The sequence below is a fragment of the Streptomyces sp. NPDC025638 genome (assembly GCF_055558775.1).
On sequence record NZ_JBVHLX010000017.1, the window covers coordinates 177,891 to 192,208 of the forward strand.

Here is a 14,318-nt window from a genome sequence, read left to right on the forward strand (position 1 = left end):
GGGTGAGCCGCAGCGGCATGTTGTCCGTATTCTCTGATCATGGCCGCTCCCCCCGCGTATTCACTCGTCGCCACCGACCTGGACGGAACGCTGCTCCGCGGCGACGACACCCTCTCCGACCGCTCCCGCGCGGCCCTCGCGCGGACGGTGGAGGCCGGTGCGCAGCATCTCGTGGTGACGGGGCGCCCGGCGCCGAGAGTGCGGCCGCTGCTCGATGAACTCGGCAGCAGGGGGCTCGCGGTGTGCGGACAGGGCGCGCAGTTGTACGAGGCCGGCGCGGACCGACTGCTGTGGTCGGTCACCCTGGACCGGGAGTTGGCCGAGACCGCTCTCGGCAAGATCGAGGCCGAGGTGGGTCAGGTGTACGCGGCCGTCGACCAGGACGGGGTGGACGGGCTCACGCTCATCGAGCCGGGGTATCTGATGCCGCACCCGACCCTGCCCGCCGTACGGGTCCCGCGGCGCGACGATCTGTGGTGCGAACCCATCAGCAAGGTCCTGCTGCGCCATCACGCCCTGTCCGACGACGAGTTGGCGGCGACTGCCCGTGACGTCGTGGGTTCGCTGGCGACGGTCACCATGTCCGGGCCGGGGACCGTCGAGCTCCAGCCGTGCGGTATCACGAAGGCGACCGGTCTGGCGCTGGCCGCCGAACACCTGGGGGTGAGTGCCCGGCATGCCATCGCCTTCGGGGACATGCCCAACGACATCCCGATGTTCGACTGGGCCGCCCGCGGTGTGGCGATGGCCAACGCCCACCCCGAACTCAAGGCGGTGGCCGACGAGATCACCTTGTCGAACGAGGACGACGGCATCGCCGTCGTCCTCGAAAGACTCTTTGCCTAGCTCTCCCGTTGCGGGGAGATCCGTCAGCACGCGCCCCGTAGCGTCCGTCAGTACGCGCCGAAGACGTTGTCCATCGAGCCGTACCGCGCGGCCGCGTAGTTGCAGGCGGCGGTGATGTTCGCGACCGGGTCGTAGATGTCGAACGACGTTCCGACCACGTGGTACGCGTTGAACGTCGGGTCGATGACCTGGAGCAGGCCCTTGGACGGGATGCCCTTGGCCGCGTTGGAGTCCCACAGGTTGATGGCCCGCGGGTTGCCCGACGACTCACGCATGATGTTGCGGTAGATGCCGTTGTACGTGCCCGGAATGTGCCTTTCCTTCATGATGGCGAGGGACTCGCGGATCCAGCCGTCGAGGTTGTTCGGGTAGCCGGCCAGGGTCGTGTCGGCCGCGGCGGGCGTGGTGGCGGGGGCGGCCGAGGCCGTGGTCGCGCCGATGAGCGGGAGAGCGAGCACCGCGGCGCCGGTGCCGGCGACGGCGAGCTTGCGGACGAGGCGGGTGGTGCGGCGGGGCTGAGCGGCAGCGGCCATGGGGGATTTCCTCTCCGTCGCCTGCGAGGTGAGCTGTCGGGTTCGGACGGGGAGGTGCCCGGCCGTGCCGCCCTGAGGCTGCGCGACTTCACCCCGAGCCGTTCCGTGCGACATGTGTCGTCCGGTCCGGCGGCCTACCTGGGTCCCCCGCTCCTGCCTACGCGAATGAGTTCGTCGATGGGTTACGTCCGGCGGCGGCAGGATTCGGCGTCCGCCTGACTGGCCGGAAGCTATGCGAGAGCACATGTCGGGAACAAGTACCTGATTCACAGAACGCACCAATTGACCTTGGGTTGAGGCGTATGGGGTACTTGATCCTTTGCGGTTGCACAGCCTCAACTGGCCGACGGGAAAAGGGCAAACGGGTGTTTGGGTGGATGTGGCGCGACATGAGGTGGCGTGACCCAACTCACGGAATAACATTCAAGGCAAATCAGACATGCAGGTCACAGGGGGTTCGCGGGGGTCCGCGGGACGCGCTTCTCCCACGTCCGGTCGAAGACCACCTCGCCGCCCCCCCGTGCAGATGGCTTCGTCGAAGACCGGGAAGTGTTCCGTGTCACAGGTGATGCCCGCGCCGGGCGGGAACGCATGGCCGATGCCGCTCAGCTCGAAAGGCGTGTCCTCCGTGGCGCGCGGACGGGATTGAGCGCACCCCGGGCCGCCCCGGCATCCAGGTCTCCTCCGGCACCGCGAACTCGAAGCGGGCCGAACGGGCGTCCTCCTCCCGCCGGCCGGGCGGCAGGTCGGCGTCGTTCCCGATCGGGACGAGGCGGCCGTCGTCGACGCCGGTGTGCATCGGGGACCGCACGACAACGGGAGCGCCCTGGAGCCGGTGTGTGACGCCCGTCACGTGGGGTGAGGGTCAGTGCGGCTCGCCGACTCGGCGGGCCGGGGGGTGTCGTAGGCCGTGGCCGGGGGACGGGAGTCGAGGACGTACGCGCGCAGGAGCGGCCGGCCCAGGGGGTCCGCCGGGGCGGAGGCGCCGTCGGGCGGGGTGCCGTCCCTGGGTCAGTGGTCCCACCGGCGCAGGGTCTCCTGGAGGAAGCCGATTGCCGGGCCGGGCGGCCGGCCGCGGTCGCGCGGGGGTGTTCGACCGGACGGAGGACCGTGTCGTGGTACGGGTCGTGCCGGCCGCCTCCGGCCCCGTACACCCGTCCGCCGGCCGGCCCCTGCTGTTCCCGCGCCCGCGGGCGTCGACCCGGACGGAGGCGTGGCCGTGGCCCGCTTGTCAGGGTTCGTCCGTCAGGGGCCGCCATACGCGCGCGTGCAGCCGTGTCCCGTCGGGCTGGGGGATGCGGATGTCGTCGTGCGTGGTCTCGTAGGGGGAGGACGTACGGATGTTCATGGGTGGTACCCGTGGTGCCGGCGGACCGGGTACATGCGGGTATATAGGGACAAACAGTGTCACATCATGATGAGTAGATAAAAATCAATCCTTATCAACTGATTAAAAACATACCGGTCGTGATCCGATACCGCCTGGGCTGTAACGGTGGGCGCTATCGGTGATCGAAACCTGACCGGATACGCTGACTTGAGTGATGGCAGCGACCTATCGACAAACCGTGTAATCGCCAGCAGACACCAGCAGACAGGAGACCCCACGTGACCGTCGTCGGGCCGTTCGGGCTGAGCGTGCGGGACCAGGCTCTGGAAGCCGATGTCCAGGCCGGATTGGCGGCTGTCGAGGAAGGCTTGCTCGAAGCCACCAAGAGTGAGGTCCCGTTCATCACGGAGGCCGCCCAGCACCTGGTGAGGGCGGGCGGGAAGCGGTTCCGGCCGCTGCTCGTGATGCTCGCGGCCCAGTTCGGCGACCCGTACGCGCCGGGTGTCGTGCCCTCGGCCGTCGTCGTCGAGCTGACGCACCTCGCGACGCTGTACCACGACGACGTGATGGACGAGGCCGCGGTGCGCCGCGGTGTCGAGAGCGCGAACACCCGCTGGGGCAACTCGGTCGCCGTCCTCACGGGTGACTTCCTGTTCGCCCGTGCCTCGCAGATCCTCGCCGACCTCGGTCCCGAGGCGGTGCGGGTCCAGGCCCTCGCGTTCGAGCGGCTGGTCACCGGGCAGATCCTGGAGACCGCGGGGCCCTCGGACGGCCGGGACCCGGTCGAGCACTACCTGGACGTGCTGGGCGGCAAGACGGGCTCGCTGGTGGCGGTGTCCTGCCGGTTCGGGGCGATGATGTCGGGGGCCGACGAGACGGTCGTCGACGTGCTCACCCAGTACGGCGAGCGGCTCGGTGTCGCCTTCCAGCTGGCGGACGACGTGCTCGACATCGCGTCCGACTCGCACGAGTCCGGCAAGACGCCGGGCACCGATCTGCGTGAGGGCATCCCGACCCTTCCGGTGCTGCGGCTGCGTGAGCGGGCGCAGCGGCTGGGGCTGGCCGAGGACATCGCGCTGTGCGAGCTCCTCGACTCCGACCTGACCGACGACGCGCGCCACGCCGAGGCGCTGGCCGCCCTCCGTGACCATCCGGCGCTGGAGCAGGCCCGGCGCGACACCGTGCGCTACGCGGAGGACGCGCGGGCGGCGCTGGCCCCGCTGCCGGAGTGCGACGCCAAGGCCGCCCTGCTCGAACTGTGCGACGCGGTGGTGCACCGGGCCGGGTAGTTCCCGCCGAGCGGTGTGACGCACGTCGCATTTATGGACTGAGTCCAATCTAAGATCCCTTCCGTACCCATGCCCAGAAGCTGACGCAGGGGGCGTCAGCCGCATACGGGGAGAAAACCGAATCATGGGTATGAACGGAACGTTCTTCGCGCGCCGCAAGGGCCTCGTCGCCACCGCCGTCGCGATCGCCGCGTCCGCCGGTGTCGCCGCCGCGGCGATCCCGGCCGCCGCCACCGAGAGCCACACCGGCAAGGGAACGACCATCCTCGCCGCAAGCCTCCGGGGCGCCAACGAGGTGCCGGTCGAGGGCGGCCCCGCCGTGGGGGACAAGGACGGCGCGGCGCTGGAGTTCATCGAGGTCAAGGGGGACAAGGTGTCCGTCGCCGTGGCCTGGCGCGGCACCGGCAGGCCCACCGATCTCCACATCCACCAGGGCGCCAAGGGCACCAACGGCGGCGTCAGGATCGACTTCGGGAAGCTGCTCGGCAAGGCTCCCCAGGGGCGGCACAGCCTCACCGGCACCGTCAAGGTGAACGACCCCGCCCTGCTCAAGCAGCTCACCGAGGACCCCGGTTCCTTCTACGCCAATCTCCACACCGCCGAGTTCCCGGGCGGAGCCGTCCGCGGACAGCTCCACAAGGTCACCACCACCACCGACTTCCGGCACGTTCTCGGCAGCTTCCAGGCCTCCGTCGTCAAGGGGAAGCAGATCTACGAGTGCAAGGCGGCCGAGGGCGGCGGATACGCCTTCGGGCAGCGTGACGTCAGTGCCCGGCTCGGCGGCCACATCCGGCACTCCTTCGTGAAGCCCAACTCCGGCACACCGCAGTGGACCGCGCCGGACGGGAGCGCCGTCACGGGCGCCCTGATCGCCAAGACGCCCAACGGCGACGGCAACATCCCCGAGCTGGACCTCAAGGCCACCAGGTCCGGCAAGCACCACGGACTGCTCGTCGGCACCGGTGAGATCCTGCGGCTGAACACCGTCGGCGGGCTCGCCCCGGCCGGCTCCTGCACCCCGGGCAGGATCGTCGGTGTGCCCTACCAGGCGGACTACGTGTTCGTGCGCACGCACTGAGCCGACAGCGGCGTCTCCCACGCGACCGACCCCTACGGGTCGGGGGAGGCGCCGCCTCCGTGTGTCATACCCCAGTCGTACACGGAGTTGAGCCCGCGGGCTGACGCTTCCGCACGGCCGATTTGGTCAACTGGAAACCACGGAAATCACCACTCCTCACCGATTCGGGTGAGAATGGCGGCTCAGGGTGGGACAGAGTGCGAGGACAGCCGCCGCCGACGACGGAGGTAAGGCACACATGGCACCGTACGAATCCGACGGCACCACGGGCGCGACGCAGGTCGACGACCTGCGCTCGGGACGTCGCAAGGCCGCCCGGTACGTCGTACCGGTCGCGGTGGTGGGGGTGGCGGCGGCGACCATCGGGCTGGTCCCGGCGCTCGCCGACTCCGGTGACCCCGATCTGCCGAAGATCACCGCGCAGCAGCTCATCGAGAAGATCGCCAAGTCGGACGTGCAGCAGTTGTCCGGCACGGTGAAGGTCAGCACGGACCTCGGGCTCCCCGACCTCGGCGGCCTGGAGAGCGGTCTGCTCTCCGGCGCGAGCCCGTCGGGTGACGGTTCGTCCGCCGACCCGACGTCCAAGCTGACCGAACTCGTCAGCGGCACGCACACCCTGCGCGTCGCCGCCGACGGCCCGGACCGGCAGAAGCTCTCGCTGATCGAGAGCGCCGCCGAGTACAGCCTCATCCACAACGGCAAGGACGTGTGGGGCTACGACAGCAAGTCCAACGAGGTCTACCACGGCAAGGCGGACGAGCAGGGCAAGGACAAGGGGAGCGAACCGCCCGCCACGCCCAAGGACTTCGCCGACGAGGCCCTCAAGTCGGTGGACGACACCACGTCGGTGACCGTCGACGGCACCGTGCAGGTGGCCGGACGGGATGCCTACAAGCTGCTCGTCAAGCCCAAGCAGTCCGGCACCACCGTCGGCGCGATCAGCATCGCCGTCGACGCGAAGACCGGGCTTCCGCTGAAGTTCACCCTCACCCCGAACAGCGGCGGCGCGGCCGTCGTCGACGCCGGCTTCACCCAGGTCAGCTTCGCCAAGCCGGCCGCCTCGACCTTCGACTTCACCCCGCCCAAGGGCGCGAAGGTCACCGAGGAGGACCAGGCAGCGAAGGCGCCCGGGAAGGGTTCCCTGAAGCCGGGCGACGACTTCACCAAGGGAGCCGAGGGCTTCAAGGGGCACGAGGGCTTCAAGGGTGACGAGGGCTTCGACGTCCTCGGCAAGGGCTGGAACTCCATCGCCACCTTCGACACCGGCAGCAAGGGCGGCGTACCGTCCGGCTCCGCCGGCGGCGGCGGCGACCTGGGCGGCTTCCTCGGCTCGCTCGGCGACCAGGTGCACGGCAAGTTCGGCAAGGGCACGGTCTTCTCCACCCGCCTGATCAACGCCCTGATCACGGACGACGGCAAGGTCTACGTCGGTGCCGTGACCAAGGACGCCCTGGTGCAGGCGGCGAACACGGCGAAGTAGGTACCCTGCGGGCACGACGAATCGAGGGAGCCGATGGACGAACCGTCCGCCACGGAGCAGGAGAGCGACGCGGGGGACGCGGAACCGTGCGTCATCGAAACCCGCGGCCTCACCAAGCGCTACCGCGGCGGACAGCTCGCCGTGGACGGTCTCGACCTGACCGTCCCGGCGGGCAGCGTCTTCGGCTTCCTCGGTCCGAACGGCTCCGGCAAGACCACCACCATCCGCATGCTGATGGGGCTCATAGAGCCCACCTCCGGCACGGCGCGGGTACTCGGGCGTCCCATGCCCCGGTCCGCACGCGCCGTGCTGCCGCACGTCGGCGCGCTCATCGAGGGGCCCGCCCTGTACGGCTTCCTCTCCGGCCGGGACAACCTCCTGCGGTACGACGCCGCCGACCCGACTGCCGACCCGCGCACCCGGCGCACCCGCGTCGCGGCGGCACTGGACCGGGTGGGCCTGACGGCCGCCGCCGCCAAGAAGGCGAAGGCGTACTCCCTGGGCATGAAGCAGCGCCTGGGACTCGCGGCCGCGCTGCTCCAGCCCCGCAGACTCCTCGTCCTCGACGAGCCGACCAATGGGCTCGACCCCCAGGGCATGCGCGAAATCCGTTCCCTGGTGAGGGAACTGGCCTCCGACGGCACCACCGTCTTCCTCTCCTCCCACCTCCTCGACGAGATCGAGCAGGTGTGCACGCACGCGGCGGTCATGGCGCAGGGCAGGCTCATCACCCAGGGCGCGGTGGCGGACCTGGCGGCGGGCGCGCGCGGCCGGCTGGTGGTCACCACGCCGGACACCGAGGACGCGGCCCGGGTGCTGAAGGAGCGGGGGGTCGCCGATGTCGTCATGGCCGAGGACCGGGTGACCGGAGAGCCGCCGTCCGGTGAACTTGCCTACCTCACGGCCGCGTTGGTGACGGCCGGGGTGCGCGTGCGGGGCTTCGCGGTCGAACGGGCCTCGTTGGAGGACGCGTTCGTGGCACTGACCGGAGAGGGCTTCGATGTCGCAGGCTGAACTCGTGCCGGCGCAGGTGGAGAAGACCGCCGTACGCGCCCCGAATCCGCTGTGGACCTTCGGTCTGCTGCGCAGCGAACTGCTCACCACCTTCCGCCGCTGGCGCACGCTCGCTCTGCTGGGGGTGCTGGCGGGAGTGCCGATCCTGGTCGGGATCGCGGTGAAGATCGAGACGAGGGGCGGTGCGCGGGCCGGCCGCGGCGGCGGCGAAGGGCCCGCCTTCATCGCGCAGATCACCAACAACGGCCTGTTCCTCGTGTTCACCGCACTGGCGGCGACACTCCCGTTCTTCCTGCCGATGGCGGTCGGCGTCGTCGCGGGCGACGCGATCGCGGGCGAGGCCAACGCGGGCACCCTGCGCTACCTCCTGGTCGCCCCCGCGGGCCGCACCCGCCTCCTGCTCACCAAGTACGCGACCACCATGGCCTTCTGTCTGCTGGCCACCCTGGTGGTCGCGGTCTCCGCGCTGGCGGTGGGCGCGCTGCTCTTCCCGCTCGGCGACCTGACGACCATCTCCGGCACCCGGATCGGCTTCGGCGAAGGCCTGGGCCGGGCCCTGCTGATCGCCCTGGTCGTCGCCGCGTCACTGACCGGGATCGCGGCCCTCGGCCTGTTCATCTCGACGCTGACCAACAGCGGGATCGCGGCGATGGCGACCACGGTGGGCCTGCTGATCACCGTCCAGATCCTCGACCAGATACCCCAACTGCATTCGCTCCAGCCGTACTTCTTCTCCCACTACTGGCTGTCCTTCGCCGACCTGATGCGCGACCCCGTCTACTGGGACGACCTGGTCAAGAACCTGGGCCTGCAGGCCCTGTACGCCGCGGTGTTCGGCTCGGCGGCCTGGGCGCGGTTCACGACTAAGGACATCAGCGCCTAGCGGTACCAGCGCCGGTACCGGCACCGCAGGGGGTTCAGGCGGCCGTCTCGTAGGGGAACCGCGCGAGTGGCGCCTCCCGTGCGAAGAACGTCTTCGCGCGCGTCAGCGCCTCCGTGTCCCGCAGTACGTCCCCGGGCGCGCTGCCGTTGCCCAGCAGCACCCCGCCGAAGCGCATCCTCAGATACGCGGCCGAGTTGCTGAGCAGGCCGACCAGCGGATCGGCCACCTCCGGCTCCGCGTGCGCGAGCGCGGTGACGCCCCAGAGCGTGCGCCCGGCGAGGGCCGCCTTGAAGTCCAGGCCGGGGGTGCGCAGCCAGCCCGACCAGTGGTCCAGGTAGCGCTTGGTCTGGGCGGACACCGAGTACCAGTACAGCGGCGAGACGATCACGATGTCCGTGGCCGCGAGCGTGGCGTCCAGGAACAGGCCGGTGGTGCTGCCGGAGGCGGGCCGCACGTGGTCGCTGTCGTGCCGCCGGTCCACGAAGTCGGGCAACGGGTGCTCGGCGAGGCTGATCCACCGCCGCTCCACCTCGGCGGGCAGCTGCTCGGCGGCCTTGCGGGCCAGCAGCTCGGAGTTCCCGTCGGCGCGGGCGCTGCCCAGCACGAAGAGGAAGCGGCGGGTCATGGTTCCCCCCAGGAGGATCGGCGTACGGCGTGCGATCAATACAAGCGCATGCATCATATGCATGCGCAAGTATTTTGGGAAGGGGGCTCCCGCGCGACTACCGCCCGCCGCCCGCTGCCCCGGTCAACCGCACCAGCGCATCGGTCCCCCGCGGCGCCCCGCCGCTCAGATCGCCCAGGCGCCAGTCGTCCACCCAGGGCACGCGGTACACGTCGACGGCCGACTCGATCACCTTGACCTGCCGGTCCAGTTGGCGCGGCAGCCGTCCCGGGGCGTCCGCGACGAGCACCACGGCGTCCAGGTCGAGACCGGCCGGTGCGGCGCCCTGCCGGAACGTTTCGACGGCTTGCGTGGCACGGGCCAGCCCGGTCGCGTGGGTCCGCGCCACGAGCAGTACCGACGGCGGGGCGTCCGGCCCGGGCCAGTCGCGCCCGCAGTCCCGGCCGCCGTACACCGCCGCGAGCGTGCTGGTGCCCGCGCCGCCGTGCGTGCCGACCCAGGAGAAGTGCCGGGCGGCAAAGGGTCCGTGCGCGGGCGTCCCCCACATCCGGTCCGGTTCCGGATGCCGCTCCCGCTCCGGTACGGCGACCGGTCCACGGATCCAGATCTCCGGCCCCTGCTGCCCGCCTGGCTGCATTCTTGCGCTCCTCCTGTTCCGATGGCGTGTCAGCGCCTGGTGCGAGTCTGTGACATCGCGGTGACGTGGGAACCGTAGCGACAGGAGACACTCGACAGTACGCAGGTGTACGACCGGATCGTGACGCCGGGGGAGTGAGGGGACCGATGTCTCGACTCAGCCGCGAGAAGAAGCGGGAACAGCAGCGGGCCGCCTTCCCGGCGGAACCGGTGGATGTCCGCGTTTCGGGTACGGGCGGCGCGTCGGTCGCCGGCGTACCGGTCGTGGCGGGGCCCGGCGAGGAGATCCAGCAGGCCGTCCTGAACCACCTCCACGGCCTGGTCCTCGCGGCCGGCCGCCCCATACTCGCCTCGGTCCACGACGCCCGCATCGGTTACGTCGTCCCGCTCCAGGTGGAGGCGGACGGTTCCAGCCGTTTCGCGGGGGAACCGCTGCGGATGGCTCCGCCGGCGGAGCGGGTGGCACCGCTGCCCGAGCGGGTCGCTTCGCTGCCCGAGCGAGTGGCTCCGCTGCCCGAGCGGGTGGCGTCGCTGCGTAAGCGGGTCGCTTCGGACAAGCCCACCCATCTGCTGCGGTCGGTCGATGAGCCGGTGCGGGATGCCGTGCCGACGTTTCCGCTGCGGGCGGTGCCGGAGGCGGCGGCGAGCGGGGAGCCCGTGGGCCCCGGGATCGTCCAGATGCCGACCGGGGTGTTCGGGCCGCCGCCCGTCATGAGCACCGAGCCGGGACCGGCCGCCGGGCCGGAGCCTGTTGCCCTACCCGAGCCTGTCGCCGTACCAGAGCCGATCGCCGTACCCGAGCCGGACGCAGAGCCGAAGGCGGCCGCGGAATCCCCGGCCGCCAGGCCCCCCGCCCCCGACTACGTCACCGAACCCGACCCCGACCCCAAGCCCACCCCCGCCCGCGGCTTCGACGCCGTGGCCGAAGAGGTGCTCGGTGACGGTCCCGTGACCACCACCGAGGAGGGTGCCGCGCTGCTCACCGAGCCGATGACGCGGATCAACGAGGCCGTCAAGGCGGGCCGGATCGATTCCGCGGCCGAGCTGGCGCAGCGCACGGTCGCGGAGGCCTCGGCCCTGCTCGGCCCGGACCACCTCGAGGTGCTCCACCTGCGTGAGCTGACCGCCTACATCGCCTACCTGGCCGGCGACCCGCTCCGCGCCTTCCGGCTCTCGCTCGACCTCGCCCGGCGGCGCCGCCAGGCCCGCGACGCCGAGGGGGCGTACGGCAACGTGCAGAGCGCGGCCGCGGCCTGGCGCGCCGTACGCGACCCCGAGCAGGGCCTGAGCCTGGGCCGGGAACTGATCGAGCTGTGGACGGAGCTCACCGCCGAGGAGGGCCCGGCCGCCGACGACATCGAGCAGCTGGAGTCCGCGCACAACCGCATGGGCCGCCTGACCGAACGCGCCCGCAGGGCCGCGCACCCCGGCAACGCCTAGGCGACGCAGTACTCGTTCCCCTCCGGGTCCGCCATCACCACCCACTCCCCGGAGGGCTCCCGCACCTCCCGCAGCACGCGCGCCCCCAGCCTCTTCAGCCGCTCGACCTCGTCGGCCCGCCGTCCCTCACCCGGGTGCAGGTCGAGATGGAGCCGGTTCTTGACGGTCTTGGCCTCGGGGACGCGCTGGAACAGCAGCCGCCGCCCCAGCCCGATGCCGCGTTCCTTGTCGTACGGGTCGTCGGGGTGCCGTACGGCGATCAGGTCCCGGAAGGCCGCGCGGCCGTGGAACTCGACGGTGGCCTCACCCGGCAGCGCGCCGAGTTCCAGCAGCCGCTCGACGAGCGCGCTGTTGTCCTCGACCTCGTAGTGCAGCGCGGCGGCCCAGAAGTCGGCCTGTGCATGCGGGTCGGCGGCGTCGACGACGAGCTTCCAGTGCAGCGGGGCGGGTGTGGCGTCCGGAGTCTGTGTCATGCCGCTCACTTATAGCCGACGCGGGTGTCCTCCTCACGGGAAGCGGGGATGCGGCTGTCCCGGAGTTCGGCGAGGGCGCGGGCGCTGCGGCGGGCGGTGCGCAGGGCGTCCCAGGTGAGCAGTGACAGCGCGAGCCAGACCAGCGCGAAGCCGGCCCAGCGCTCGGGCGGCATGGCCTCGTGGAAGTAGAGGATGCCGAGCAGGAACTGGAAGACGGGGGCCAGGTACTGGAGCAGCCCCAGTGTGGACAGCGGCACGCGGATCGCGGCCGCCCCGAAGCAGACGAGCGGAAACGCGGTGACGATTCCCGTCGAGGCGAGCAGGGCGGAGTGCCCGGTGCTGCCGGTGCTGAATGTGGAGTCGCCGTGCGCGGTGAGCCACAGCAGATAGCCGAGCGCGGGCAGGAACTGGATCGCGGTCTCGGCGGCCAGCGACTCGATGCCGCCGAGGTTGACCTTCTTCTTCACCAGCCCGTACGTGGCGAAGGAGAACGCGAGACACAGGGAGATCCACGGCGGCTGCCCGTACCCGATGGTCAGGACGAGCACGGCGGCGAACCCGACGCCCACCGCCACCCACTGCACGGGCCGCAGCCGCTCCTTCAGGAGCAGCACACCCATGGCGATGGTGACCAGGGGATTGATGAAGTACCCGAGCGAGGCCTCCACGACGTGACCGGCGTTCACGGCCCAGATGTACACACCCCAGTTGACCGTGATCACCGCTGCCGCCAACGCGACCAGGGCCAGCCGGCGCGGCTGCCGCAGCAGCTCCCCGGCCCAGGCCCAGCGCCGTACGAAGACGAGCGCGACGGCGACGAACGCGAGGGACCACACCATCCGGTGGGCGAGGATCTCCACCGATCCGGCGGGCTTCAGCAGCGGCCAGAAGAGGGGAACGAGCCCCCACATCCCATAGGCCGCGAAGCCGTTCAGCAGACCTGTCCGCCGCTCGCCCTTCGATATGTCGGCCACGGGCCCCTCCTGCTCACTCCACGCGTCCTGTCCGCTGGACGAAAGGTAACGCCGCGCACCCCCTGCTGTCATGCCCGTATCGCTATACGGTCATGACAGCGGGGGGTGCGGGCGCGCCCGGGCCCGGCGGGGGAGTCTCAGCCCTTGAGCGCGGCGGTGATGGCCTCGGAGAACGGGCTGGTCGGGCGGCCGATCAGCCGGGACAGGTCGCCGGAGGAGATGACCAGCTCGCCCTTCGCGATGGACGCGTCCACGCCGACCAGGATCACGGCGAACGGCTCGGGCATGCCGGCGCCGGTGAGGATGCCCTGGAGGGCCTCGGCGGGCACGGAGTTGTAGCCGATCTCCCTGCCGGTCTGCCGGCTCAGCTCGGCCGCGTACTCGGCCAGGCTCCAGGCCTCGTCGCCGCCCAGCTCGTACGTCCGGTTCTCGTGGCCCTCGCCGGTGAGCACGGCGACGGCGGCGGCCGCGTAGTCGGCGCGCGAGGCGGAGGAGACGCGGCCCTCACCGGCCGCCGCGACGACGGCGTTGTGCTCCAGCACCGGGGCGAGGTTCTCGGTGTAGTTCTCGTGGTACCAGCTGTTGCGCAGCAGCGTGTAGGGCAGGCCCGAGGCGAGCAGCAGCTCTTCGGTGGCCCGGTGGTCGTCGGCGAGCGCGGCCGTCAGGCTGCCGGGGGCGCTGGTGTACGCCAGCAGCGCCACGCCTGCCGCCTTGGCGGCGTCGATGACGACCTGGTGCTGCTGGACACGGCCCTTGTCGAACTCGTTGCCGGAGATCAGCAGCACCTTGTCGCCGGACGCGAAGAGTCCGTCGAAGGTCTCGGGCTCGTTGTAGTTCGCGACGGCGATCTTCACGCCGCGCGCCGCGAAGTCGGCCGCCTTGGCCTCATCGCGCACGACGGCCGTGATCTGCCCGGCCGGGACCTTCTCCAGCAGCTGCTCCACGACGTGGCGGCCGAGGTGCCCGGTGGCTCCGGTGACGACGATGCTCATGGTCTGCAATCTCCTTGTGGGGTGCGGCTGTCACTAACCCTAGGAGGTGCACTAACTGCATGAAAGTACCCACTTTGAAGTAAGGTACTGGCATGAGAGTAAGTGCTGAGGGGGCATCGGCCGCAGGCGGGCCGTCCAAGTACGTGGTCGGTGAGGCGATGTGCCCTCACCGCATGGTCCTGGAGCACGTCACCAGCCGCTGGGGTGTCCTGGTCCTGATCGAGCTCCTCGACCGGTCGTACCGCTTCAGCGAGCTGCGCCGGGCGATCGGCCGGGTCAGCGAGAAGATGCTCACCCAGACCCTCCAGACCCTGGAGCGCGACGGGCTGGTCCATCGTGACGCCAAGCCGGTCATCCCGCCCCGCGTCGACTACTCCCTGACCGACCTGGGCCGCGAGGCCGCGGAACAGGTGCGGGCGCTGGCGCTGTGGACCGAGGGCCGGATGGACGACGTGGAGAAGGCCCGCCGGGCATACGACGAGGCCCGGGAAATCCAGTCCCGGGCCTCGTGAACGCGCGTCGGCCGGCTCAGCCGACCACCGTCCAGGTGTCCCCGCCGGCCAGCAGCGCGGCCAGGTCTCCCTTGCCGTTCTGCTCGACCGCCGTGTCCAGCTGGTCGGCCATCTCGGCGTCGTAGACCGGCCGGTCGACGGAGCGGAAGACCCCGATGGGGGTGTGGTGCAGGTTGTCCGGGTCGGCGAGGCGGGAGAGGGCGAACGCCGTCG

General features: G+C 70.8%; 14 protein-coding genes, 2 pseudogenes and 1 riboswitch. Of the genes and pseudogenes, 8 read left to right on the forward strand and 8 right to left on the reverse strand.

The window, feature by feature from the left end; genetic code table 11:
- Positions 1–39 precede the first annotated feature (39 nt).
- The gene (locus ACZ4EG_RS36410) at positions 40–846 is read left to right on the forward strand and encodes an HAD family hydrolase (RefSeq protein WP_467793625.1); all 807 of its coding nucleotides are present in this window, start codon (positions 40–42) and stop codon (positions 844–846) included.
- A 47-nt stretch (positions 847–893) separates the two neighbouring features.
- On the opposite strand, the gene ACZ4EG_RS36415 is transcribed toward ACZ4EG_RS36410, so the two are convergent.
- Together ACZ4EG_RS36415 and ACZ4EG_RS36420 are read right to left on the reverse strand one after the other, a co-directional pair.
- Complete coding sequence (locus tag ACZ4EG_RS36415; protein WP_453560219.1) at positions 894–1,379, reverse strand: transglycosylase SLT domain-containing protein; 486 nt, start codon at positions 1,377–1,379, stop codon at positions 894–896.
- 3 nt (positions 1,380–1,382) lie between these two features.
- Positions 1,383–1,566, reverse strand: a riboswitch (cyclic di-AMP (ydaO/yuaA leader).
- 558 nt (positions 1,567–2,124) lie between these two features.
- Positions 2,125–2,727 (reverse strand): annotated as a pseudogene (locus ACZ4EG_RS36420) (hypothetical protein); the annotation flags it as partial.
- 260 nt (positions 2,728–2,987) lie between these two features.
- On the opposite strand from ACZ4EG_RS36420, the gene ACZ4EG_RS36425 reads away from it, so the two are divergent.
- From ACZ4EG_RS36425 to ACZ4EG_RS36445, 5 genes are all read left to right on the forward strand, one after another.
- Positions 2,988–3,998, forward strand: a complete 1,011-nt coding sequence (locus tag ACZ4EG_RS36425; protein WP_467793626.1) for a polyprenyl synthetase family protein — start codon at positions 2,988–2,990, stop codon at positions 3,996–3,998.
- A gap of 124 nt (positions 3,999–4,122) precedes the next feature.
- A complete protein-coding gene (locus tag ACZ4EG_RS36430; RefSeq protein WP_467793627.1) occupies positions 4,123–5,076 on the forward strand; it encodes a CHRD domain-containing protein in 954 nt (317 codons plus the stop codon).
- 238 nt (positions 5,077–5,314) lie between these two features.
- Positions 5,315–6,556 (forward strand): LolA family protein, encoded by a 1,242-nt coding sequence (locus tag ACZ4EG_RS36435; protein WP_467793628.1) that lies wholly within the window; start codon positions 5,315–5,317, stop codon positions 6,554–6,556.
- Positions 6,557–6,589: 33 nt separating this feature from the next.
- A complete protein-coding gene (locus tag ACZ4EG_RS36440) occupies positions 6,590–7,570 on the forward strand; it encodes an ABC transporter ATP-binding protein (RefSeq protein WP_467793629.1) in 981 nt (326 codons plus the stop codon).
- A complete protein-coding gene (locus tag ACZ4EG_RS36445) occupies positions 7,557–8,453 on the forward strand; it encodes an ABC transporter permease (protein ID WP_467793630.1) in 897 nt (298 codons plus the stop codon). The genes ACZ4EG_RS36440 and ACZ4EG_RS36445 overlap by 14 nt, the downstream gene beginning before the upstream one ends.
- A 34-nt stretch (positions 8,454–8,487) precedes the next feature.
- Here ACZ4EG_RS36445 and ACZ4EG_RS36450 read toward each other — a convergent pair whose 3' ends face one another.
- Together ACZ4EG_RS36450 and ACZ4EG_RS36455 are read right to left on the reverse strand one after the other, a co-directional pair.
- Positions 8,488–9,078 (reverse strand): flavodoxin family protein, encoded by a 591-nt coding sequence (locus tag ACZ4EG_RS36450; RefSeq protein WP_467793631.1) that lies wholly within the window; start codon positions 9,076–9,078, stop codon positions 8,488–8,490.
- Between the two features lie 97 nt (positions 9,079–9,175).
- Positions 9,176–9,715: a DUF6668 family protein gene (locus tag ACZ4EG_RS36455; protein ID WP_467793632.1), complete on the reverse strand. Its 540-nt coding sequence runs from the start codon at positions 9,713–9,715 to the stop codon at positions 9,176–9,178.
- A 146-nt stretch (positions 9,716–9,861) separates the two neighbouring features.
- Here ACZ4EG_RS36455 and ACZ4EG_RS36460 point away from each other — a divergent pair, with 146 nt between their 5' ends.
- Positions 9,862–11,154 carry a tetratricopeptide repeat protein gene (locus ACZ4EG_RS36460; protein ID WP_467793633.1) on the forward strand — a complete coding sequence of 431 codons (1,293 nt, stop codon included), beginning with the start codon at positions 9,862–9,864 and terminating at the stop codon, positions 11,152–11,154.
- Here ACZ4EG_RS36460 and ACZ4EG_RS36465 read toward each other — a convergent pair.
- From ACZ4EG_RS36465 to ACZ4EG_RS36475, 3 genes are all read right to left on the reverse strand, one after another.
- Positions 11,151–11,627, reverse strand: coding sequence for a VOC family protein (locus ACZ4EG_RS36465; protein ID WP_363299862.1), 477 nt, complete (start codon positions 11,625–11,627; stop codon positions 11,151–11,153). The two genes, ACZ4EG_RS36460 and ACZ4EG_RS36465, sit on opposite strands and share 4 nt — an antisense overlap.
- A gap of 5 nt (positions 11,628–11,632) precedes the next feature.
- Positions 11,633–12,601, reverse strand: a complete 969-nt coding sequence (rarD, locus tag ACZ4EG_RS36470; RefSeq protein ID WP_467793634.1) for an EamA family transporter RarD — start codon at positions 12,599–12,601, stop codon at positions 11,633–11,635.
- 137 nt (positions 12,602–12,738) lie between these two features.
- On the reverse strand, positions 12,739–13,593 hold the full coding sequence (locus ACZ4EG_RS36475) for an SDR family oxidoreductase (protein WP_467793635.1): 855 nt from the start codon (positions 13,591–13,593) through the stop codon (positions 12,739–12,741).
- A 92-nt stretch (positions 13,594–13,685) separates the two neighbouring features.
- Between ACZ4EG_RS36475 and ACZ4EG_RS36480 the strand changes: the two genes are divergently transcribed.
- The gene (locus tag ACZ4EG_RS36480; RefSeq protein WP_467793636.1) at positions 13,686–14,105 is read left to right on the forward strand and encodes a winged helix-turn-helix transcriptional regulator; all 420 of its coding nucleotides are present in this window, start codon (positions 13,686–13,688) and stop codon (positions 14,103–14,105) included.
- Positions 14,106–14,121: 16 nt separating this feature from the next.
- Here ACZ4EG_RS36480 and ACZ4EG_RS36485 read toward each other — a convergent pair.
- Positions 14,122–14,318: pseudogene (locus ACZ4EG_RS36485) on the reverse strand (2-oxoacid:ferredoxin oxidoreductase subunit beta); the annotation flags it as partial.